This window comes from Metabacillus litoralis (assembly GCF_007994985.1).
Lineage (GTDB): Bacteria > Bacillota > Bacilli > Bacillales > Bacillaceae > Metabacillus > Metabacillus litoralis.
Window position 1 is genome coordinate 298,467 of the sequence record NZ_VOQF01000001.1, and the last position, 21,969, is coordinate 320,435.

Sequence of the window (21,969 nt, forward strand, 5' to 3'; positions counted from 1 at the left end):
AATATTGGTCAAATATCAAACTAGTAGATTAATAGTTTGGCCACACAGTATTCCCTAAAACCACAAGGGTAATATTACCATACCAACTATAAATTTCCAACCCTTAAAATTATTTCTGGATAACTCTTGCGATGTGTGGGGACTGTCCCTCAGTCTGGTAAAGGGTTAAAGTCTAGTGAAGAGTGATTTGTCGATTTTTGAAGAATCGATGATAAATCAGAAAAATCGAAGATAATTTCAAAAAATCGATGATAAATTCAAAGAATCGATGATAATTTTAAAAAATCGAAGATAAATTTTTTTATGTTCCTAAATACAAAGCTTAAAGTGCTATCAATCTCACCAGACAACGTGTTTTTTAATGTACCATCATCGATTATATGAAAATTCCAAATAATAATGAAATTGGACAATAATAAATCCAAATAAATGAAACTTTTTCATTGTACTTTCGTATTAGTTAAATAAAAATAGTACTTTTTTAATATTAGGAGCTGAAATTATGTTAGGGATAAGTGTAACAAAATCGTATGATACCGTTATAGTTAAATGGCAGCTATCAAAAGTGGAAATTGCTGTAGCTGATATTCTTGATGTATGTTTAGATGATACATATGGTGGTGAAGAAAAAGGTGCTATTCGTATTGGCACTCCATATGGAACAACTGATCGTGTTGTGATTAAAACAAAGATAAAAACCTATATTCTTTATACGACGAATCCTATCTCAATAAAAAACAAAATACTATCTTAGTAGATTAACTCAAGTAGTTATATTTCAGTGATAGTTTTGATTTAACATAATTTTACGTTTTCCACTAGTAGAGCTTACAAACTGACAATCAATTGAATGAGCGATTAAGAGGGAAAGTGTTTATAAAATGAGAAAGAAACAATTAAAAAATTGAAGTATCGAAGTGGGTAACATTTTACGAGGGAGCTGTGTAGATGTTTTAGCAAACGTTCTTTCATTAGCAGAACAAAAGATTATTACATATGACATACACTATAGTGACATATTGAATTACAATAATGAATAGAGCCATTTATTATGACGCATGAAACTATTTATAGTTCATCTTCTATTCAGTTAAATTAAATAAAACACTTGGATTAGCAAGTGTTTATCTTAAATTAGTTATAATTTGTTTCATTTCATGGATTTCACATTATAAAAATCACAGTTCTTTCTTCATAAATACGCTGTTTGGATCTTCAACATAATCTGAAAAGGGCTTACAATATTGAAATCCGAAACTTTCATATAACCTCTTAGCGGGCTCAAATGCATCCATTGATCCAGTTTCTAGACTTAACCTTTTGTAACCACGCTCTTTTGCTATATCTACCATGTGTTGAAGAAGTCTTTTTGCCACTCCTTTTCTAAGATGTGCTGAAGAAGTACGCATTGACTTGATTTCCGCATGTTGAGGATCAAGTTCTTTAAGAGCTCCACAGCCTAGTAAATCATTCCCCTCCCACGCACTCCAAAATGTTATGTCAGGTTTTTTTAATTGGGATAAATCTAATGCATGGATACTTTCTGGTGGAGAATGCTCCGTCATACCTTGAAGATGTTCGCTAATTAAAACTGCCACTTCATTTCCAGATAAATCATCAATTTTTATTTCCATAAAGACCACTCCAATTTCTTTCACTTTTTATCATTATGTAGTAAAGAATGATATATTTCCTTTTCCTTTTATGAATCTAGCCTTAAACCCACTCTTTTCCATGCTCACGTATGAATTTGATATCGTTTTGATAATGTTCAAGGTGTCCTTCATGTACCATCTTCTGAAAAGCAAGGTCACCTTCATCGGCTTTTCTTTTTATTGTTTTACATAGTCCTTCTAATCGAAGTAGAACCATTTCCAAATAATTTTCTTTGTCAATACCATCACCGTAGGATTCAAAAAAAGATGTAACTCTTTTCTTGATAAGGTTTGCATGCTGTGTTGATTGATAATGAATTTTCTCACCTGTTTCAGAAAGAGAAAATCTACTTAAAGGAATACAAGTATAAAGTGTATAAGCAATATCCCACAATCTAGGACCAGGCCCAGCAACATCAAAATCAATAATACCTACTGGCGTTCCGTTTTTAAAAATAAGATTGTACATCGCGAAATCATTATGACACAAAACCTCAAGTGGTTTAGGGGTGTTATCTATTGAATGCCAGCTATCATCAAAGGGAAAATCACATACAGAATCATGATACCTTCGTAGCATTTTTGCTATTTCTATTAAGTTATCATCAGACCACATATATTTCTTTAAAGGATAATGACCCGCTTCACCTTCAATAAAGGTTAAAACTTCTCTACCTTTTTCATCAATGCCCAGAAATTTTGGTGCAGCATCAAAGCCTTTGTTTTCTAAATGCTTTAATAGCTTATGAATGTTGGGACTGTCCGCCTTCATTTCTCGCCTAACAGTATCTCCCGATCGATAAACATTCGAAACATTTCCTCCTGCTAGCTTTTCTTCGTTTTTTTGGTTTGACACTAACTTCACCACCTTACTATTAGGTTTTCAAAATTATATTAATAATGTAATTTAAGAAATTCGTTTATTTTAATATTTATTTCTTCTACATGACCTTCTGATGGAAAATGCCCCATTTCATAGGTGATACATTCTTGTAAATTTGGAATAATCTCTTTTGCTACTTTGTTTACTTTATTTTCAGGAAAGAAAACATCATTTTTTCCTGCTATAACTAATGTTGGTGATTTATAATTTACTAGTTCATGCTTTTCAGTTAACTTTGGCATGTCTTGCTCTAATTTGACATACTTAAATACATCACCAATAATTTTCTTATCCATTTCCTTCATACTATGATCTGACATCACACCAGAAATTTTATCAAGATACTTATTGGATGAAGTGATAGTAAAGAGGATTAACGGAGTTAATATTTCTTTCATCATTTTCATTTTCGATCCTAAACGTAACCCTGCTGGTGAAACTAATATTGAACAATCAATTTTTTCCGGCATATATGTAGCTAATCTTAATATGATTCCTGCTCCATAAGAGGGTCCAACAAATGCACAGCTTTTTATAGAGAAATAATTCATTAATTCCTCAATCCATCGAGCAAAGCTATGATCTTTTGCTGAAATTCTATTTTCATCACTAAACCCTGGATGACCAATCGTATCTGGTGCATACACTCTATAATTTTCTGTCAAGGATGTAAACCAAGATAATGTCATTGGATTAATGCAGTTGCCCCCTTGGAAGATAAAGATTGGTTTCCCTTCCTTTGGACCAGCTACAAGTACATGTGTTTTTCCATAGCTTGTGTCAACATACACCCTCTCGACCTCAAAGTTAAAGGATTTAATATATTGATCGTAGTGTTGAAGAATCTCTTTTTTACCTATATGACTTTTATAAATCGTTTCTTGACCCATAATCCACCTCTAAATTTATTTAAACTCATTAAAGTAGACATATTAAACTATGAAAAAGTTTCAAGTTTTTTAAATTTACACTTAGTAAATACAGCTGAAATAAAAGCTAGATGAATCAGTAATGTTGCACTATTAACATCTCGGTCCATATTTTCTATACTATATATATTACTTTTAGCCTTCTAAGTTACTAATAATCGTTATTAATCAAATCAAATAAAATGTCTATTAATTATTTAACCCGACTATTTTCTTCTATGAAATCTATAGCTTCTTCAACATCATATGTTTTTAACTTCATTTTTTTCATTTCTCCACCATATTCAAATATAAAAACTACGGGTGCCTTTTGAATGTCATAATCAGGATATTTATCAATTGCTGATTTTAAATCGGTGATATATTCCACCTCCATAACAGAATACTCATTGCTCCCAAAATGACCAAACTTGCCACTTATGTTATTTTCCCCTTCTATAACTAGAATGGAATACTTGACATTTTCGTTTTCTTTAGAGGAGCAGCCTACTACCGTCAACATAGTAAAGATAGAGCCTAATACTAACCAAAGCTTCATAAATCTGATTCGTTTAAGGTTTATCATTTACACTCCCCCTGTTATCACTATTCTAATCCCTCATAACGAATCATTGTCCATAGCCCAATATCAGTAAAGCCTAATCGTTTATAAATTTTCCCTGCTGCTGGATTGTCGTAAAATAAACAAAGTGATTTCCCCTCTGCTAGTAATTCACTACATAGCTTTTCCATACATAGAGTTGCATAGCCTCTCCGTTCAAAGCCAGGTTTGGTTCCCACACCAACAATCATGGCAGATTGAGAATTTTCGGCTGTTGTAGATGCTGATGCAACCATTTCTCCTTCTTCATTTCGAACAATATAAGTACGTCCAGTTTTATATTTTTCGGCTCGTTCTCTTGACTCAATACTAAAATTCCCTAAAGCAAATTCAGGTATGGAACATAACATTTCAATATTTTCCTGATATTCTAAGGGCATTAAATAGGTTGCTTTTTTTATTTTTTCATCATCTACTTTGTAACTTAAACCTGTACATTTTGCGTAATATGTTTCACTATGTTTTCTAACACTGCGATTTATGTACCCCTTTATAGGCTCAACAACATGCTTTAAACCACTAAGCTCAAATCGAGTAGAATGATGATTGATGATTTCTGCAAAACCTTTTACATCATAATCTTTCTCACTAAATGGAATAAAATTTTTGTCATATCTTAATAAAATAGCAATCAATTCGTCATCTTGAAATTGTCCCCAAATTTCTTGAATGTCTGAATCATAACCATACGCTTCAATATCACCTAAAATAAATAAATTTTCTGCTGGTTTATGGCCAATAAGCATCATTACTGATTCATGATCTTCTTTATTTAACCTACGTATCATTTTATTTCTCCCTCTCTACTATAAATTCCAATCTTTTTTTATTATACATAGTAGAGATAGTAAGATGGGGAAAAAATGTATTTTTAAGAAATAAGCATTAAAAAAGGTCCCTACCCATGAGTAAGAAACCTTTGAAATAGCTTTTTTTATTTTCCTAAGAAGTACTAATTTTGCTTGATTATTTTTTGACGATCAACTGTATGAGGTGGTTTCTCCATCCATCCATGTGTAATCATGATTTCAGTTCCATCGTTTGCATAATTCCCGATCTCTCCAATAAATCGAACATAATGTAACCCTATATCTCTTCTTGGACTTCCTCCTAAAGAAGTTCCATAATTACCTAACGAAAGAGCGTTCATTGTTAATATTAATTGAAGCATTAATTTGTCCGAAAAAGGTGATACTGTAGATTCAGGTACACTGCCATCCCATGTTTGCGGTGAAGCTGTATTATCGTTTTTCAACACCGCTGCAAGGATTTCTATATGCTTCTTTCCTATCTCCAGTCCTTTAGAAAGATATTTTTTCACTTCTTTTGATGTAGCAACTTGTGCAAATCCCATTAAAAACGACGTACCCACTGCATTAGATTCAATATTTGTAGCAAGATGAGTGATCTCAATAGCAGTTAAAGGACGCTTTTCTCCTAAAAATCCTGCTAGAAAATTTTCTTTTTCAACATATTCATTTTTTGTTGGATATGCTATATAAGGAGAACGCACAAATATACCCTTCTTCAATAAAAGATCAGCTGCTTTATCAAAAAGTGTCGCTGACTCAAAAAGGTAAGAACGAAATAAATCACGAATATCTTTTCTAGCTGAAGTACTATGTGCCAATGAATAGGTAACCTCACCAGTTCTCCCCATGAATTCAATATATCTGCACAAAAAAGAATCAGAATAAAGACGCGGAGCATTTACATTTACATCTGAATCAGAAAATCCATAAGGAACAGGTATTTTTTCATTTTCAAAAATTGATTTTATTTGCATAATATTTTTATTAGATAAGTCAAATGCGTACTTGATCACTTCTTTGATTTCTACATCTTCTACGATAGATAAGCCATATTTTAAGAAACATTTTGAAGCAGTATTTTCAATAAAACTACTCCATAACATTCCTAATTCTGACGATGTTAATTTTTGTGTTTGTTTTTCTGTCATAAATAAAATTCCTTCCATTGTCGATCTTATTAACTATTATTAACATTTAAGTAAAAATTATGTAAAATACAATTTCATTTTTCATACGAATAAAGGTTTCATTTAGCGCTTCAGATTTATAATTGAATTGTAATGGATTTCTAAAAACATTTTATACATATAATAGTAAAATAGTAAAAATTAAGCTACTAAAAGGTGGGTACCTTTCTTATGGAGAAAGAAACAAAGATTAATGTAGACGGTTTACAATTTGATTGGAATATAGAGAAAGGCATCTTTCAGTTTGAAGGTCAAGACGCTGTCCTTTTTTGGATCTCAACTGCAATGAAGTCCTTTTTTGATACTATTGAAGAAATATCAGGAATTGAGGCATCAAGCTTAGTTTTTGAAACATCAGGATTTCGCCAAGGCTTAGTTGTTGGAGAGTATTTTGAAAAAATGAAGGAATTAAGTGTTGAGGAAGCCGCGAAGTCCATTACGAGTACATACGCTTCTGCTGGATGGGGGCAAATAGAAATTAAAGAATTGAACTATGAAACAAAAACACTAACAGCATACTTAAAGGATACGTGGGAATATAAAATCAATGTGGCACAAGGAAAAGATTATGGAAGTAACTTTCTATCTGCCCATTTTGCAGGAATTTTTTCAGGTTTATTAGGAACTAGTATATGGTATGAAGTTATTGAACAACAAATTGAAGGCCATGACCATACTATTATTAATTATTTTCCTTCCAATGTAACGATCACACATAATATACACCAGCTTGCGAGAAAAAAAGAATCAGAGCAAATACACCAATTAGAAGAACTTGTTGACGAGAAAACAAGAGAACTAAAAGATTTAATTAAAAAACTATCATCACCGATCATTCCAGTATTAGAAGGAATAGTTGTCGTTCCATTAATTGGTACATATGAAATAGATCGATCAGAAGAGCTTATTACCAATACATTAAACAACTTACCATCACACAAAGCAAACTACCTTATTCTTGATTTAACAGGACTTGATAAGGATATGAGTGAACACACTGCAAGCTTAATTGAAAATATTTGTTCTGCTTCCTCGCTTATTGGAACAAAAACAATACTTGTTGGCATTACACCCGAATTAAGTTTAGTCATTACTAAATCTACTATTAACTTTTCCAAGTTTGATTGCTTTCAATCATTACAGCATGGCATACATTTTGCACTTGGACAGATGGGAAGAAAGATATTATAAAGTTTAATGAAGGACCTTTTAATAGAGGTGCTTCTTTTTTTGAGTAGTTTTTTATGCAGTACCCTTCCAAAAGGTAGTCAGAAATAATCTAGTATGTAGCTTTAGAAGCTAATAACTTCTATGAATTGAAAAATTTAATAAGAAAAACTAGTAATTAGTATGTACCTTGCCCACTCCTTTCTACTTGTATATGAATAGAATACTAGCAAAGAGAGGAAAGGTAGAATTAATAGATTCCAAAATACACTTATCCCTCTCTTTAATTTAAACAAGGGAGATGATTATATTGGGTAAAAAGAAATATGATGACAAGAAAAGTTATGGAAAATGTTATTGCTGGGGTTACAAAAAATTTGATTTTGATTTCGACTGCAAAAAAGAAACTAAAAAGTACGACTACAAAAAGCACGACAAATACAATTATCACTATAAAAAAGAAGATAAACATAAAAAATGCTATCACGGATATAAAAAGCATGATAAGCATCATGGTTGGGAATATAAAAAATATGATAAATATTATGAGAAACACCATTGCTGTAAAAAGTACTAAGCCGTAACTTAAAGTCGAATATACTATTTAATAGAATAAAAGCTTTAACGAATTAGCATATGTTTTTTTATCCCAAAAATTCCAGAATCTCATATCTGTGTTAGATTTAAAAAAAGTCCTTCTGATACATCTGCAGCGTGAAGGACTTTTCACCATTCATAGAAGCTATAGTAATTAAATTGAAAAACAAGGTTAATTCGGAACCTATACATACACTATTTTTTGAAGCGTTCCTTTTATCTATTACAAAAACAACATCAACATAATAGGAACAGTCACAATGCTAAGTAAAGTTGTAATCAATGTACTATAAGAAACTAAATCAGGCTCAGTGTCGAATTGCACAGCATACATTGTTGTATTAGCAGCTGTCGGCATCGCTGATAATATAATTAACACCTGCGCAAGCATTCCATCAATTGATAATAAAGTGATAATTAGATAAGCAACAATCGGTGAAATAACAACTCTCATCATAATGATAAAGCTGATATCTTTAAGTCTTACATTTTTCTTTGTTATTGTAGCAAGCTGCATTCCTAGTACAAGCATGATTGTTGGAATTGTTGCATCAGCAATAAGGTCTGTTGCTTGCATGATAAATTCTGGAATACGAATTGAAGCTAGTTGGAATAATAATCCTGCAATAGAGCCATAAATAATAGGCATTTTTACAATAGTCAATACCGATTCTTTTATACTTCTATTTGCACTACTTCCTCTACCTGCATAATAAAGGCCTATGGTATTCATTAAGAACGACTGAATCACCATCATAATGACAGCATAATCAAAGCCAACCTCTCCAAAAGCAAACAAGATAACCGGCACACCATAATTTCCACTATTCATAAAAACACCTGATAATATGAAGGCTGCCCCTTTTGATAGATCTTCTCCTACAATTTTTATATAAATAAAAACAATGATAATCAAAAGAAAGCAGAGTAGTGAACAAAAAATCAAAATATAGAAATAATCTATGGTGAGCTCATTGCTATAAAATGTTCTGAATGCTAAAAAAGGATACATTAAATAAAGTGCTGAAACCGATATAGATTTTCGATCAAAGCCGATTATTTTTTGACCTATATATCCTACTGCAAAAATGATAAATGCTGGTAAAACGATTAAAATAAAGTTCATATCCACAAACTCCAATAGTTGATCTCTTTTTTTCTACTATACATTAATAAACTAAGAAAAGCCCGAAAAGCTATCTAGCGCTTAATCTGATTACCTTCCCTTGTTGATGAGTAAAACATTTCAATCTTGTTACCCGGATATACTGAGCGCGGAAGTTTGATAAATTTCTTTTTACAACAACAAAAAAAGAAAAAGCATTGAGGCATTTCCCCAATACTTATATTTTCACATATAAAGAAATTAACAGAAGTAGGAACTAAATTAGGCTTTGATTAAATGTATCGAATCGCTAAAATTTTTCATTTTATTCCTATTTAACATAATTAGTTAGCTTACCAATCTTCTCTACTTCAACAATGACTGTGTCTCCAGATCTCATTGGACAGCTGCCTGAAGGTGAACCAGTAGCTAAAACATCTCCTGGTTCGAGTGTCATGACTTGTGAAACCCAACTGATTAGATAAGGTATTGAAAGGGACATTTGATTCGTATTTCCGTCTTGGACCACTTTTCCGTTTAATGTTGTCTTGATACTTAAGCTTGAAGGATCTATTCCTGTAACAATATAAGGACCTAATGGACCAAATGTATCAAAGCCTTTACCTCTAGTAAACTGAGGATCTGATTTAGTAAGGTCTCTTGCTGTTACATCATTAAAAATCGTACAACCAAAAACATAATCCAACGCTTCTTCTTCTTTTATATTTTTACCACGTTTTCCAATAATAAGGGCAACTTCCCCCTCCAATTCTACCTGTTTGGTTAGGTGTGTGGATGGAAGAATGATTTCACCTTGATCTGGAATAAGCGAAGAAGGTGGTTTTAAAAACAGAAAAGGTTCAGCAAGATTAGCTTTTCCACCAGTTTCAGTCGCGTGTTCAGCATATGTCCAACCAAAATTCACAATTTTTGAAGGTGCAACTGGAGCTAAGATTTTCACTTCATTATATTTAATCCTTACTCCATCATAATTTAGTTCATTGTTAACTAGATCTGTAAAGTTACTGCACAGTTCTATAATTTCATCTTCCTCAACAAATCCATAATAAATGTGTTCGTGATACTGGTAGCGAACGATTGTTTTTGCTTGCTGCAGTGTTTTCATTTCTACAAAAACCCCTTTGATTACATGATAAACCATCGTTATTTTTATTTATGATTAGGAATGTTTTCCGTTAATTCCTGGAACTTTTATCAAGCTATTTAAGTAACTAACGGAATAAGCAATCCTACTAGTAATAATATCAATGCACCGCCTAAACGTGAAGATATTTGTGCAAAAGGCATAAGCTCCATTCGTTTTGAAGCAGAAAGAACAGCAACATCACCAGTACCTCCCATGTTCGCCATACATAATCCTGCTGTAATCGCCGCTTCGATTGGGTAAAAGCCTACAAGTCTCCCTAATAAACCTGCACCGATAACTGCTCCTAATACTACAGCAAATACAGTTAAAATATATTGTAATGTTAGAGCTTCCAAAACAGTCGCTAAATCTGTATAAGCTACACCAATACCGAATAATAAGGCAAACGTCCAATTACTAGCAACAAACTGATACCACTGACTTGCACCCTCAACAACTGAAGATGGAATCACATTTGCTATCTTAGAGATCGCAACAATAATAATCATGATTGCATAGGCATGTAATGGGATGAAAGAAGCTAACAGTGCTCCAACTGTGAAAAAGGTTAAAGCAGCAAGCATACCTGCACCCATTTTTTTAATATCATATGTCATTTTTGGTTTTTCATAATTAAATCCTTGTATTAACTGACCATTACCTGTTAAAGAAGGAAACCTAGTTCCTAACCGATCTAATAAACTTGCTAAAACGATGGCAAATACATTTCCAAGTGCTAATGCTGGAACAAGCATTGAAATATAATAGCTAGGTTCATTTCCAAGTAATTCAGAATAAATTTGACTCATCGGAACAGCACCTGCTCCCATTCCTCCACCCATAATCGGCATGGCCATGACGAGGATTGCTTCTTGAACTGTAAATCCAACGAAAGAACCAACGATACCAGTTAGCAATATAGCTCCTAAAATCGCTCCCCCAATTGGGATAAAATAGCGTAAACCAACTTTTAGAAGAATTTTAGAATTCATTCCTAAGATACTACCTGTAATCAGTGCAGCAATATAGAAATCTAAAAAGCCACCTGTTTTCATAAAATCTGTAACTGTTGTTGTAATGGTTTCAGGTAATAATCCACTATAGACCATATAAGCTGAGCCAAAAATGGCCACAATTGCTCCACCGCCAAGGAAGGTTTTGACGATTGGTAAACGATCTCCTACCCAACCAAATACTTCGCCTAAAACAATCATAACAAGTAAGGCTCCTATCATCCCACCAGGAAGATTACCTGTATACATACTTGTTAATGTGATGACTGCAAACAATAAAAACCAAGCAATTGGTATATTAAAAATATTCATATTATTTTCTGCTAGTGATTGAACTCTTAAATTTTTTGGTTTTTTTGTCTTATCTTCATTTTCGTTTGAATACTGTTTTGCTGGTTGTGACATAATTACTCCTCCTTTTATAGATCCAATAGATTAAGCACCTAACTTTTCACAGACAAACAAGTCTTAACTTTCAAAAGCACTTCTTCTCTGTAATCGTTTTCATTTTATATTTCTATCTTATTTAATTTTCAAAAAATTTAATAGATTATAAAATTAATGCATTTCTTTTGTAATTAAAAAAAGTAAAAAAAGAGGTTGTGATATTCGTGTTTAAGCTAATGATAAACCCGAATTATTAGGTGATATTCAATTATTTATTCGCTTAATAGTTCGGACTTTTATTTGCTATCATCATAGATTTTTTTAGAACTAGTGGAATGAAGCGGAAAACACTATGGCACCTAATTAGAATAGAGGAAAGGCTGAGACCTAAGCAGGAGTAGCCGAGGAGACTGGACTTCCTCCCCTGCGAATCTTGTGTCTGCAGAGAAATGAAACAGATTTTTTACTATCTAATAATTTATTAATCAATTGTCTTGTGTTTTCAGTTCCAATATAAAAATAACTCTAAACAGCTAAAAACAATTAACTAATAAATGAGTTGTTTTTTCTAAGAATATTTCTTTAGAAGCACACTATAGTGGAATGGAGCGGAAGACACTTGACTCCTGCGGGCGCAGAGGAAAGGTCGAGACCTCGCAGGCGTAGCTGAGGAGGCTTGACTTCCTCCCCGCGGAAAGCAAGTGTCTGCAGCGAAATGAAACGGATATTTTGCTACCAACATTAACTAACTATCTCACATTGTCTATTTCCTAATCTAACAATAGCTAAAAACAGTGATAAACAAGTAACTAATAAATGAGTATTTTTTTCAACATTATATCTATATGAAGTAAACCATAGTGGAATGGAGCGAAAGACACTTGACTCCTGCGGGCGCAGAGGAAAGGTCGAGACCTCGCAGGCGTAGCTTATTGTCCTAGTCTCATTTGATCTTATTTCTATATTCCATTAACACATCATCATTACCTTCATAAGTGTAATGATATACAGGTCTGCCAATTCCATACATTAACGTTTCTCTTAAAAAACCAATTTCTGATAAAAATAATAAATACTTTCGAACAGAAACTCGAGATATATTCGTGTACTCTGCAACATCATCAGTAGAAAATGAGATTAATTTTTTAGATGTATCAACAATTACATTCAATGTACTTAGTGTTAATCCTTTTGGTAAAGAACGATCTTCTTTTAGTGTCGAGTACTGTGGTTTTAATAATTGATTATCAAGCATTTGTTGATTTAAAGTATCATTTTTATGAAACAGATCAAATTTTTCTTTATATCTGAGAAGAGCTTGCTTGAACCTCTCAAATTCAAAGGGCTTTATTAAATAATCAATCACACCTAATCGTAATGCTGACTGAATTTTATCTACGTCTGAAGCTGCGGTAATTAAGATAACGTCTATGGATAATTCTTTTTCTCTAATACTACTAAGCAATTCCAGCCCATTTTGGCCAGGCATATAAACATCCAACAATATTAAGTCAATGCTATCAGATTGCATAACAGTAATAGCTTCTCCCACTGTATTGGCGATTTGAACTAAGGAAAAGCCCTCTATCTTACTAAGATATCTCTTGTTAAATTCCGCAACCATCGGATCATCTTCTACAATTAATACGTTAATCATGTTTTTTCACATCTTTCCTTGACACATATTCTACTGCAACCTTAAAGGTTGTTCCCTTTTCACTTGTGATTACGTTAAGTTTTCCATTTAATTTTTCAATGCTTTGTTTTGTTAAATAAAGTCCAATCCCTCTATTTGTACCTTTTGTTGAAAAACCTTTCTTGAAAATTGAATCCTGGTTCGTTTCTGTGATACCAGGCCCTGTATCTGATACTTCTATATGCAACATATCTCCTTCTTCTTTTAGCTTCAATTCTATTTTCTTTTCTTTGCTAGTTGATAGAGCTTCTATTGCATTATCAATTAAGTTTCCGATAATTGTAATTAACTCTTGGCTACTTTCTATGCTAAGTGGACGAGAAAACTCAGTATCATTAATCACTTTTAATTCTACTTTCTCTTCTCTGGCATAGCTTAGTTTACCAAGGATAAATCCAGCTAAAACAGGATCCTTAATAGAATTCGTGACCATTGCCACTTCTTGATTTTGATGATCAATAATCTGACGAATAAACGACTTTAATTCATCATAAGCTTCTAACTGAACCATTCCAAAGATCACATGAAGACGATTCATGAATTCATGTGATTGTGCACGAAGCGTTTCTACGTATGTTTGAATTCCTGTTAATTGATTTGCTAGTTGATTTACTTCTGTTTTATCTCTAAACGTTGAAATCGCACCTACTATTTTATTGTTAACAATCAGTGGTTCTCGATTAGCTAAAATGGACATACCTTTTATTAATTGTTCTACATCACGCTCTGATTCTCCAGTTTTAATAACCCGTTCAATTGTCGAATTTGACATATAATCTGAAATCTTCATTCCTACAGGGTTCTTCTCCAATCCTGCTTTTTCAAATAAAGCTAGAGCTGATTTATTTACTAATGTAATCGTTAAATTTTCATCTACAGCTAAAACCCCTTCATGAACAGACTGCAGCATCGTACTTCGCTCTTGAAGCAGCTTTGAGATCGCATACGGTTCTAACCCGAATAACATTCTTTTTATATATTTAGCTAATAAAAATGCTCCTAAGATCCCGACTAAAATGCCAAAAACAGAGCCGATGATAATATTCCGATGATTTTGTGTAAGAGACAATTGAACATCCTCTAAGGAAATACCAACAGCTACAGCTCCAATTTGATTGTCATTTGTATCATAAACTGGTGTAAATGCTCGTAATGAGTCACCGAGAGTTCCTTTCGACTTAGAAATATATTCTCTACCTTGAAGAACCTCTTTCTCATCTCCACCAACAAACTTCTTCCCTATCAAATTAGGGTTAGGGTGTGATTGTCGAACTCCCTCCATATTCATTACAACCACAAACATCATATCTGTTATTTCTTGTACTTCTAACGTATAGTCCTGAACTTCCTCTGTATTACCTTTTAAAAGCAAATGATCTTTGACAATCTTTGATTCTGCAACTGTTCTTGATACAATTTGTGCCTTTTCCTCTTGATTATCTATAATTCTTTCACTCGTTGTAAAATTAATCAATAAATCAGTAATTAACAATGATAACAACACAACTACACAACCAAAAATCGTAATAATGAAACTTAAACTAAATGGTCTTTTCAACAAAAAAATCACCTCATTCATATCAAGGATTATAGCAGAAGTTGAGGATTTATGGTTTTTTATCAGATAGATTCATACAATCACTTTGTTCGTTGATTATGCTCATAAACACTGTTTATCTTTACAAATTCTTGTGAAAGATAGTAAAAATATCACAGTTGGAGAGGATTAACTATGTTAAACAATCATAACCTTAAAGAAAAAGTAGCAGTCATTACAGGTGCAGGCTCAGGAATAGGACGTGCAGCTGCACTTCGCTTAGTGAGCGAAGGAGCAAATGTATGTTTGCTAGACATTCATGAAAATGATTTGAATACGGTAAAAAAGCAAATTGAGCAAGAAGGAGGCAATAGTATTGCTCAAAAATGTGATATTACTTCACCAACAGAAATACAAAAAGGAATGAAAGCTGCAAAAAACCATTGGGGAAAAATTGATATTGTGTTTGCTAATGCTGGGATAGCTGGTGAATTATCTCCGATAGAAACGATGGAAGAAAATGATTGGGACAAAACTATTAACACCAATCTAAGAGGTACTTTTTTAACGGTTAAATATGCCATTCCTTACATGAAAGATCATGGAGGTAGCATTATTATCACAAGCTCTGTTAGTGGAAGTCGCATTTTCTCCCAAGCCGGATTTAGTGCATATAGTACCTCAAAAGCTGGACAGCTTGCATTTATGAAAATGGCTGCATTAGAATTAGCCAACTATAAAATTCGTGTGAATGCGATTTGTCCTGGTGCAATAAAAACAAACATCCAACAGTCAATCCATCACTCATCTGATGTCAAGAATATTGAAATTCCTATCGTTTTTCCAAAAGGAGATCAACCTCTTGAACATGGACCAGGAACATCAGAGCAAGTTGCTCATTTAGTTACCTTTTTAGCATCTGACTTATCTTCACATATAACAGGAACAGAAATTTTTATTGATGGTGCAGAATCTTTACTGAAATAAAAAATGTTTACTTTGGTTGTATATGATTTTGTTGTGAAGTACAAAACCATTTAATTTACTAGTGGGATCAAACTCTCCATCAAAGAAACACTCCACGAGTAAAAACTCGGAAGTGTTTCTTTGATTGTACTAAACAATATTAGGCAAATAAGATTCCAACATAACATTCTTCATTTTGGAGATTAAAATAACTCCCTAGCATTGCATTTTTTATAAATAGTAGGAATAATAGATTAATAACCTACACTTAGGGAGGCATATTATGTATCTAATGGATTACCATCATCATACAAATCATTCTTTTGACTCAAAAGCTATTATGGAAGAGGTTTGTATGAAGGCGATCGAAAAGCAAATAAAAGAAATTTGCTTTACCGAGCATTTCTCTGTTAATCACCTAGCTCCGACATATGGGCACATGGATTTTGAAAAATACTTGAAGGATATAAACGATTGCAAAGATAAATTTCAAGATTACTTAACAATAAAAGCTGGTATTGAACTTTGTGAACCACATCTTTTAATGGAAAAATATAATGAAACTCTTCAACCACTTAACTTAGATTTCATTTTAGGATCAATTCATAATATAAATAACCAAAAATTACGATTGGTTCTCAAAGAACATGAGCAGCATGCGTATCAGCTTTATTTTGAAGAGCTTTACAAGATGGTGTGCCTAGCTGATATCGATGTTATTGCTCACTTAGATTTGATGAAGCGATATGCATTTAAAGAATATGGTAGCTATCAAATAGACGATCATCTTGAAATAATCGAACAGATTTTGAAGAAAGCCATTGACAGAAATATTGGAATTGAGATAAATACATCAGGTCTTAGCTGGGATTTTAACACACCACTACCTTCTATAGAAATAATTAAATTATATAGAAATTTAGGCGGTGAAATCTTAACAATCGGGTCAGATTCTCACAAAGCTACCTCTGTTGGATCTTATCTTGATACTGCTTATGAAATGGCAAAAGAATGTGGATTTAACTATATTTATTCTTTCGAAAAAAGAGAAGCTAAACCAATAAAATTAGTTTGATGAGTTTAACTCTTGAAGCATTTTTTATCAGCTATTAGTAAAAATAAAAACCCATCCCAAACATCGCTATAACAACGTTTGGGATGGGTTCTGTTTTGTTACTTATATAGCTTTTTTATATCTTTTTCTATTTATTCACCAAGCCAACATCTTTATTTTTTCTTTTTTTAACTTCGTCCATTTTATTATAAAAACTATCCTCTAAATCGATCTCAAAATAATTAGCAAACTTAGTCATATACGCTAAACAATCAGCTAATTCTTTTCCTAAATCTTCTTTAATAGAAGCTTTCGCCATCTCAAATGCTTTATCTTCATCTATACCATTATTTATAGCTGTATTTGTATTATTAAATGCTTTACGTAGTTCCTCTGCTATTTCCGCGACCTCCGTTGTTAATAACATATAATTATTTAATAAAGAAGCTTTCGTTCTCTCATAATCATCTGTTTTAATTTGCCAATTCATTTCATCTTGAAATTGTTTAGAGTACTCTTGAAGCTTTTTCACGTGCCTGTCACCACCCGGTTTTTGTTGAATTTTGTCAGAAGTTCAAACTAAGAGAAATATACTTTTACTTAGCAATTTCCTCTAGCTCTTCTGCTTTCCATTTTTCCCTCCATTCGACCATTTCCTTGTCTTCAATTTCTTTTTCTAGCTGCTCATCCCAGCGTTGTAGCTCTGTATTCCATACTCGTGCAAAGAATATGTCTTGTTCTTTATTGTACAATTGAAATTCTACGCAAGGTATGTGTTCAACTTTTTGCTCGGAGAAATTGGTCAAAACAGCCACTTCTGTTTGAAAGCCATCTTCTTCTATCACTTCTTCCTTTTCTTTTAGCACGTCTAATAATCTCGCTTCGGTCATTTTCTCCGAAGCTTCTTGCTTTGCATAACGGAAATCTGGAAAATCTCCAGTGGTTTCAATAGTTGCTGAGGTTTCAGGCCAAAACTCATCATGAGTGACACTGTATGAAACAGTTGTTGATTCTTCATCCATTTCTTCTGCAATGATTCCATCCTTAAGCTGTTTTTGGCCTTTTAATGTTAATCTATAAACCTGCTTTTCTAGTTTAATCAAGCCCATCCTCTGCATTTTCTTTAGTAAATCTTCAATAAACAGCTCTTCTACTAAAAGTAGTTCAGACAAATTAGCTGCTCGTCGGATTTCAGCTTGCTCAAAAGTGTGCAGCATCATTTTCATAAGAATGTCCATTTTAGATCTTTTTTCTCGCTTAAATGTTACATCATATGTGATGAGGGGTAAATGCCAGGTAACTGAGTTTTTTATAGTATTAGCTGGGTTTTCAAGTAAGGTCTTTTCCAGGTGCTTTTTTAATTTATTCATGATAAACTCACCTCTTTAAGTGTTCGTAGTCCATCTTGTTTTTTTGCCGCTTCTAATACATGGTTATACATCAATCTAGTATCTCGATGCTTTGTAGACTCGGTAAACATCTTTGTACTGCCAATCAGCACAAGTAGCTCTCTTGCTCTTGATAAAGCAACATTTAATCTGCGATAATCTTTAGCAAAGCCTATATCATCTTTTTTATTATCATGATTTCGCACCATACTTAACAAAATCACATCCATTTCCATCCCTTGAAATCTGTCAACTGTACCTGTGCGCACTGTTAAATTTGTTAAGCGCAGCTCCTGAGAAATCATCCGATCAATTCTCTTTACTTGTTCACCGTAAAAGCTTATAACACCAATGCTTTTCTTTTCTTCAGCATTCATTCTTCCCGCTTGCTTTGCTTCTCTTACCGCCTCATCTACTTCCTTGAGTAGTTCACCAATCTTAATTAATTCAGCAGGGTTATAGAGACTTTTTCCACCCTTCATTCTTTCTTCAAAAAACGAAGGTTCGTTAGGTATATCCAGCCATAGTAAATGATTTCCCCTCTTAATTAATGGCGATTCAAGACGATGATCTCGGTCTTTATCAGAATCTACTAACCCACATTGAAGTTGTTCATTTTCTTGCTCATAAAACTGAGATATCGTGGTCATAATGTTTTCATGCATACGATATTGTATCGCTAGCATCGTTTTATTGTTATTTGGTAGATTTTTAAACAAACGTTCAAATAACGACTCTTTTAACAGATTTTTCAATTCTGCTTTTCCTTCAAAGTCACTACTATCTTCAGCCATTTCCTGTAAAGTCTCCTCTAACGTATCATTTCCTAAAAGAGGTGGAAGCTGGTGATGATCACCAACTAAAATAATTTTCTTTCCCTTAAGCATTGGTAAAAGTAGCTCAGGTGGAGTTGCTTTTGATACTTCATCGATGATGACAACATCAAAGATTGGAAAGCTTTCAATAAAATCTTTACGTGCAGAAGCTACACATGTTGTTCCTATCACATTTGAATGCTTCACATAAAGCTTTCGAATTTCGTTTAAATCATGGTCATTAGCATCTTTTAACATGGATAGCCACTTGCCTTGGATAGATTGAAATAAAGGAAGCTTCTGCTTTTCTTGTTTTAAAGATTCTCGTTTAAAAGAAACACTTGCTAAACTTTTTAAAACATTTTCGTGCTCTTTTTCAGGTTCAGTTGAAAGTATTTCCTCTAAAGGTGTTCTTTCTTTTTCCCTATTAGTAAGGCTATTCTTCAATTCTAGTAATTTAGCTTGAATTTCTGTTTCATTTTTCTCTGCTTCTTGCATATCTAATACTTTTTTCTCTTGTGTTTGTTGATTTTGTTCAACGCGAAGCTTTGTTATATCATATTGCTCTTTCTTCTTTTGTAGCTCTAGTGCTTTTGTTTCGTTTTGTTGAAGAAGCTCTTTTGCATTTGGAATGATTTCTGCTGTTTCGCTCATTTTCTTTTGCTCTATTTTTAGAGAAGAAAGCTTTGTGTTTTGCTCGTCCATCACACTTTTCCACTTTTGATGTGTTTGTTTAGTTTCAATTAATCGATCCTGAAGCTGTTGTATTAGTTCCTGCTTCAGCTTTTGAAGTAATTGCTGTGCTAATTTTATATAAAAATCATATGATTTTAGCTGTTCAGCGCTTTTCCAAACAAATAGTCTTCTACTATATAAACCCTCCAAAATGATCCCAAGTCTTTGTGGAAGGATGTTAAGGTTTTCTTTTAAATCAATTCTCAAAGACTCTAAAAACTGATCAATTTCAGCAGCTGAAGTTGAAACTGCTTTCACATTCTTCACTCTTTGTTGTATTTGATTTATTGTGATATTTTGGCGCTGTAAAAGCTTTTCAACATGTGTAATCGCACGATTTAACGTATCATTATAGGTTTTTAGCTTTTCAATTTTACTTATTTTTCCACGGATATTATCAATTTCTTCAATACAAAGTTGAACTTGTTGAGTTCGATTCATATTTTGTTCTAAAATAATCCATTTTAAGTTATCAACTTTTTTAACGCTTGTTATTCTTTCAATTACTGCATCAATCTTTTTCATTACTTCTTTTGAGTTCCCAAATTCAGATGTTACTTGTTTGATCGTTTGCATTTTTTCTGAAATTTCGTCTTCAAGATTTTGCAGTGTGACACTTTTTCGCAATTTCACTATTTCTCGCTGAATATCATCGCTTTCTTTTTCTATCAAGCTACTATCCTGTTCTTTAGCTAAATACATTTCATCTTTTTCAATAGAGTCAGTAAGAGATTGTATTGATTTTTTAAGTTCCTGGAAATAGTTCTGCACACGCTCTTTGTGCTGTTCAACATCTTGTATGTCACTTTGAAGCTTATCAATGATAGATAGTAATTCGTTATATTGTTCAGTAGCTTTCTCTTTTGTTTCCAGCTCTTCTTCTATATTTTTTAGAGCTTGCTCTAGACGCTCTTGTTCTCTTTCATTTGCTGCCGCTTCTTCCTCGATATCAATTTCTCGTTGTTTACGAGTTTCAAATTGAGTTGAAACTTCCTGTAGTGTGTGTTCTTTCCAGTATTGTCCAACATTTTCTTCTATGAACTTCTTACCTTCTTCTTCGATACTTTCTGTACGTCCGACACGAAGAATTCTGATATCTTTGTTTACTAATAACCGACCTAATGCATTGTCAACAGCCAAATTTGACTGTGAAGCCACCAGTGTTCTTAATCCGGCCCTTGCATTTTGCAAACAAATCTCAGAAATTACTGTTGTTTTCCCTGTACCAGGAGGTCCTTGAATAACATATAGATCTTCTGCAGACATAGCTCCAATGACCGCTTCTTGCTGAAAATCATTCAAACGATTATGAAATTGAAGATTTTCTTTTCTCTTCACTTCTTTCACAGGTGGTTTGTTTTCAAATAAAAGCCGTTCAAGCTCAGGGTTCGCAGCAAGACCATTTTCTAATGTTTTAAATCCTTGTCTTAGTCTTTTCACCTGACTTAATGCTGCAAAATTACTAAAGGTTACTTCGTTTGATAAATTCTCAAGCTTCTGTTTTCGAGCTTGTTCTTCCATATAACCGTGTAATTCTACTTCAACAGTAGCTTGAGATTTATTCACTTTTAGTACCTTGCCAATATCCTTATCAATGCCTTTAAGCTTTACACTTAAATCCTTAATTGATTTCCATTCTTTTTCCTTAAGCTGGCATCCTGTAATTGTGACACGAGTAAAATTTTCATTATAAAGTAGTTTTGAATACCTAGATGTCATATCAGGAATATCAGCAGCTCGTTCTTGAATTTTCAAATATCCTTCCCAGCTTGCAATACGCTTTTTCACATACATTGAACTTTCCTGAGCAACAGGCATGCTGGAAATTAAATTCAACAATTCAATTGGTACTGAATCACTTCGATCTGAATTATAGTCAAAATCAAGATTTATTGCACTTCGCCAATTAGAATGCAATGGTATATGAGCTGCTCTTGTTGTTATGTTTGTTACAACAAAATGATCTTGCTTAACAATGCAATGCATGACAATCGCTAAATTCTTGGATTGTTCAGCAAGGTTTACATTTGTTACATTATCAAAAAACAATGCAATTGAAACAATGCGATCTGCCGACTGCGGATACTTTTCTATATATATGTGAAACGATTTCTCCAATAAAAAAAACGATCGCTCATCAAACCCGAGCTCCCGCATCTTTTCCTTCGCTTTATTCGTCAAAGTTATCGGACATCGATATGTTGATTGTAGAGTTTTTACCATGAATCCACCTGCTTTTTAAGTAACAGTAGTACGATTTATTTTATAAAATACGATTTTCAATAGATATTTGAT

At 33.1% G+C, this 21,969-nt stretch carries 19 protein-coding genes; 5 read left to right on the forward strand and 14 right to left on the reverse strand.

Annotated elements, in window-relative coordinates; all coding sequences use genetic code 11:
- Positions 1-502 precede the first annotated feature (502 nt).
- The gene (locus FS935_RS01630) at positions 503-754 is read left to right on the forward strand and encodes a SunI/YnzG family protein (protein WP_146945779.1); all 252 of its coding nucleotides are present in this window, start codon (positions 503-505) and stop codon (positions 752-754) included.
- A gap of 424 nt (positions 755-1,178) precedes the next feature.
- Here the strand turns inward: FS935_RS01630 and FS935_RS01635 are convergent, their stop codons facing one another.
- From FS935_RS01635 to FS935_RS01660, 6 genes are all read right to left on the reverse strand, one after another.
- Positions 1,179-1,634: a GNAT family N-acetyltransferase gene (locus tag FS935_RS01635; RefSeq protein WP_146945780.1), complete on the reverse strand. Its 456-nt coding sequence runs from the start codon at positions 1,632-1,634 to the stop codon at positions 1,179-1,181.
- 82 nt (positions 1,635-1,716) lie between these two features.
- Positions 1,717-2,511 (reverse strand): phosphotransferase, encoded by a 795-nt coding sequence (locus FS935_RS01640; protein ID WP_146945781.1) that lies wholly within the window; start codon positions 2,509-2,511, stop codon positions 1,717-1,719.
- 38 nt (positions 2,512-2,549) lie between these two features.
- Entirely contained in the window at positions 2,550-3,428 is an 879-nt protein-coding gene (locus FS935_RS01645; protein WP_146945782.1) for an alpha/beta fold hydrolase, read from the reverse strand.
- A 232-nt stretch (positions 3,429-3,660) separates the two neighbouring features.
- Positions 3,661-4,032, reverse strand: a complete 372-nt coding sequence (locus FS935_RS01650) for a hypothetical protein (protein ID WP_146945783.1) — start codon at positions 4,030-4,032, stop codon at positions 3,661-3,663.
- Between the two features lie 20 nt (positions 4,033-4,052).
- A complete protein-coding gene (locus tag FS935_RS01655) occupies positions 4,053-4,856 on the reverse strand; it encodes a GNAT family N-acetyltransferase (RefSeq protein ID WP_146945784.1) in 804 nt (267 codons plus the stop codon).
- A 164-nt stretch (positions 4,857-5,020) separates the two neighbouring features.
- Positions 5,021-6,028, reverse strand: coding sequence for a DUF3231 family protein (locus tag FS935_RS01660; RefSeq protein WP_158638501.1), 1,008 nt, complete (start codon positions 6,026-6,028; stop codon positions 5,021-5,023).
- Between the two features lie 210 nt (positions 6,029-6,238).
- Between FS935_RS01660 and FS935_RS01665 the strand changes: the two genes are divergently transcribed.
- Entirely contained in the window at positions 6,239-7,258 is a 1,020-nt protein-coding gene (locus tag FS935_RS01665; RefSeq protein WP_146945786.1) for an STAS domain-containing protein, read from the forward strand.
- 286 nt (positions 7,259-7,544) lie between these two features.
- Positions 7,545-7,811, forward strand: a complete 267-nt coding sequence (locus FS935_RS01670; RefSeq protein WP_158638502.1) for a hypothetical protein — start codon at positions 7,545-7,547, stop codon at positions 7,809-7,811.
- Positions 7,812-8,054: 243 nt separating this feature from the next.
- Here FS935_RS01670 and FS935_RS01675 read toward each other — a convergent pair whose 3' ends face one another.
- The 5 genes from FS935_RS01675 to dcuS form a co-directional block, all read right to left on the reverse strand.
- On the reverse strand, positions 8,055-8,957 hold the full coding sequence (locus FS935_RS01675; RefSeq protein WP_146945788.1) for an AEC family transporter: 903 nt from the start codon (positions 8,955-8,957) through the stop codon (positions 8,055-8,057).
- Between the two features lie 310 nt (positions 8,958-9,267).
- A complete protein-coding gene (locus FS935_RS01680) occupies positions 9,268-10,062 on the reverse strand; it encodes a fumarylacetoacetate hydrolase family protein (RefSeq protein WP_146945789.1) in 795 nt (264 codons plus the stop codon).
- 98 nt (positions 10,063-10,160) lie between these two features.
- Entirely contained in the window at positions 10,161-11,501 is a 1,341-nt protein-coding gene (locus FS935_RS01685) for a 2-hydroxycarboxylate transporter family protein (RefSeq protein WP_146945790.1), read from the reverse strand.
- A 925-nt stretch (positions 11,502-12,426) separates the two neighbouring features.
- Positions 12,427-13,140 (reverse strand): response regulator, encoded by a 714-nt coding sequence (locus FS935_RS01690; RefSeq protein WP_146945791.1) that lies wholly within the window; start codon positions 13,138-13,140, stop codon positions 12,427-12,429.
- The gene (gene dcuS / locus FS935_RS01695) at positions 13,133-14,737 is read right to left on the reverse strand and encodes a DcuS/MalK family sensor histidine kinase (RefSeq protein ID WP_338036891.1); all 1,605 of its coding nucleotides are present in this window, start codon (positions 14,735-14,737) and stop codon (positions 13,133-13,135) included. The genes FS935_RS01690 and dcuS overlap by 8 nt, the downstream gene beginning before the upstream one ends.
- A 174-nt stretch (positions 14,738-14,911) precedes the next feature.
- Between dcuS and FS935_RS01700 the strand changes: the two genes are divergently transcribed.
- Both FS935_RS01700 and FS935_RS01705 read left to right on the forward strand, forming a co-directional pair.
- Positions 14,912-15,703, forward strand: a complete 792-nt coding sequence (locus tag FS935_RS01700; protein WP_146945793.1) for an SDR family oxidoreductase — start codon at positions 14,912-14,914, stop codon at positions 15,701-15,703.
- A 262-nt stretch (positions 15,704-15,965) separates the two neighbouring features.
- The gene (locus FS935_RS01705; RefSeq protein WP_146945794.1) at positions 15,966-16,757 is read left to right on the forward strand and encodes a histidinol-phosphatase HisJ family protein; all 792 of its coding nucleotides are present in this window, start codon (positions 15,966-15,968) and stop codon (positions 16,755-16,757) included.
- A 127-nt stretch (positions 16,758-16,884) separates the two neighbouring features.
- On the opposite strand, the gene FS935_RS01710 is transcribed toward FS935_RS01705, so the two are convergent.
- From FS935_RS01710 to FS935_RS01720, 3 genes are all read right to left on the reverse strand, one after another.
- Positions 16,885-17,268 carry a MazG nucleotide pyrophosphohydrolase domain-containing protein gene (locus tag FS935_RS01710; protein WP_146945795.1) on the reverse strand — a complete coding sequence of 128 codons (384 nt, stop codon included), beginning with the start codon at positions 17,266-17,268 and terminating at the stop codon, positions 16,885-16,887.
- A gap of 64 nt (positions 17,269-17,332) precedes the next feature.
- Complete coding sequence (locus FS935_RS01715) at positions 17,333-18,106, reverse strand: hypothetical protein (protein WP_146945796.1); 774 nt, start codon at positions 18,104-18,106, stop codon at positions 17,333-17,335.
- Positions 18,103-21,897 (reverse strand): DEAD/DEAH box helicase, encoded by a 3,795-nt coding sequence (locus FS935_RS01720; protein ID WP_146945797.1) that lies wholly within the window; start codon positions 21,895-21,897, stop codon positions 18,103-18,105. Before FS935_RS01720 ends, FS935_RS01715 begins: the two co-directional genes overlap by 4 nt.
- Between the last annotated feature and the right edge of the window lie 72 nt (positions 21,898-21,969).

Coding starts and splice junctions, on each gene's coding strand:
- FS935_RS01675 (WP_146945788.1), bottom strand. CDS start 8,957: ATGAACTTTATTTTAATCGTTTTACCAGCATTTATCATTTTTGCAGTA.
- FS935_RS01715 (WP_146945796.1), bottom strand. CDS start 18,106: ATGAATAAATTAAAAAAGCACCTGGAAAAGACCTTACTTGAAAACCCA.
- FS935_RS01665 (WP_146945786.1), top strand. CDS start 6,239: ATGGAGAAAGAAACAAAGATTAATGTAGACGGTTTACAATTTGATTGG.
- FS935_RS01645 (WP_146945782.1), bottom strand. CDS start 3,428: ATGGGTCAAGAAACGATTTATAAAAGTCATATAGGTAAAAAAGAGATT.
- FS935_RS01680 (WP_146945789.1), bottom strand. CDS start 10,062: ATGAAAACACTGCAGCAAGCAAAAACAATCGTTCGCTACCAGTATCAC.
- FS935_RS01635 (WP_146945780.1), bottom strand. CDS start 1,634: ATGGAAATAAAAATTGATGATTTATCTGGAAATGAAGTGGCAGTTTTA.
- FS935_RS01700 (WP_146945793.1), top strand. CDS start 14,912: ATGTTAAACAATCATAACCTTAAAGAAAAAGTAGCAGTCATTACAGGT.
- FS935_RS01630 (WP_146945779.1), top strand. CDS start 503: ATGTTAGGGATAAGTGTAACAAAATCGTATGATACCGTTATAGTTAAA.
- FS935_RS01720 (WP_146945797.1), bottom strand. CDS start 21,897: ATGGTAAAAACTCTACAATCAACATATCGATGTCCGATAACTTTGACG.
- FS935_RS01685 (WP_146945790.1), bottom strand. CDS start 11,501: ATGTCACAACCAGCAAAACAGTATTCAAACGAAAATGAAGATAAGACA.
- FS935_RS01655 (WP_146945784.1), bottom strand. CDS start 4,856: ATGATACGTAGGTTAAATAAAGAAGATCATGAATCAGTAATGATGCTT.
- FS935_RS01660 (WP_158638501.1), bottom strand. CDS start 6,028: ATGACAGAAAAACAAACACAAAAATTAACATCGTCAGAATTAGGAATG.
- FS935_RS01705 (WP_146945794.1), top strand. CDS start 15,966: ATGTATCTAATGGATTACCATCATCATACAAATCATTCTTTTGACTCA.
- FS935_RS01690 (WP_146945791.1), bottom strand. CDS start 13,140: ATGATTAACGTATTAATTGTAGAAGATGATCCGATGGTTGCGGAATTT.
- FS935_RS01650 (WP_146945783.1), bottom strand. CDS start 4,032: ATGATAAACCTTAAACGAATCAGATTTATGAAGCTTTGGTTAGTATTA.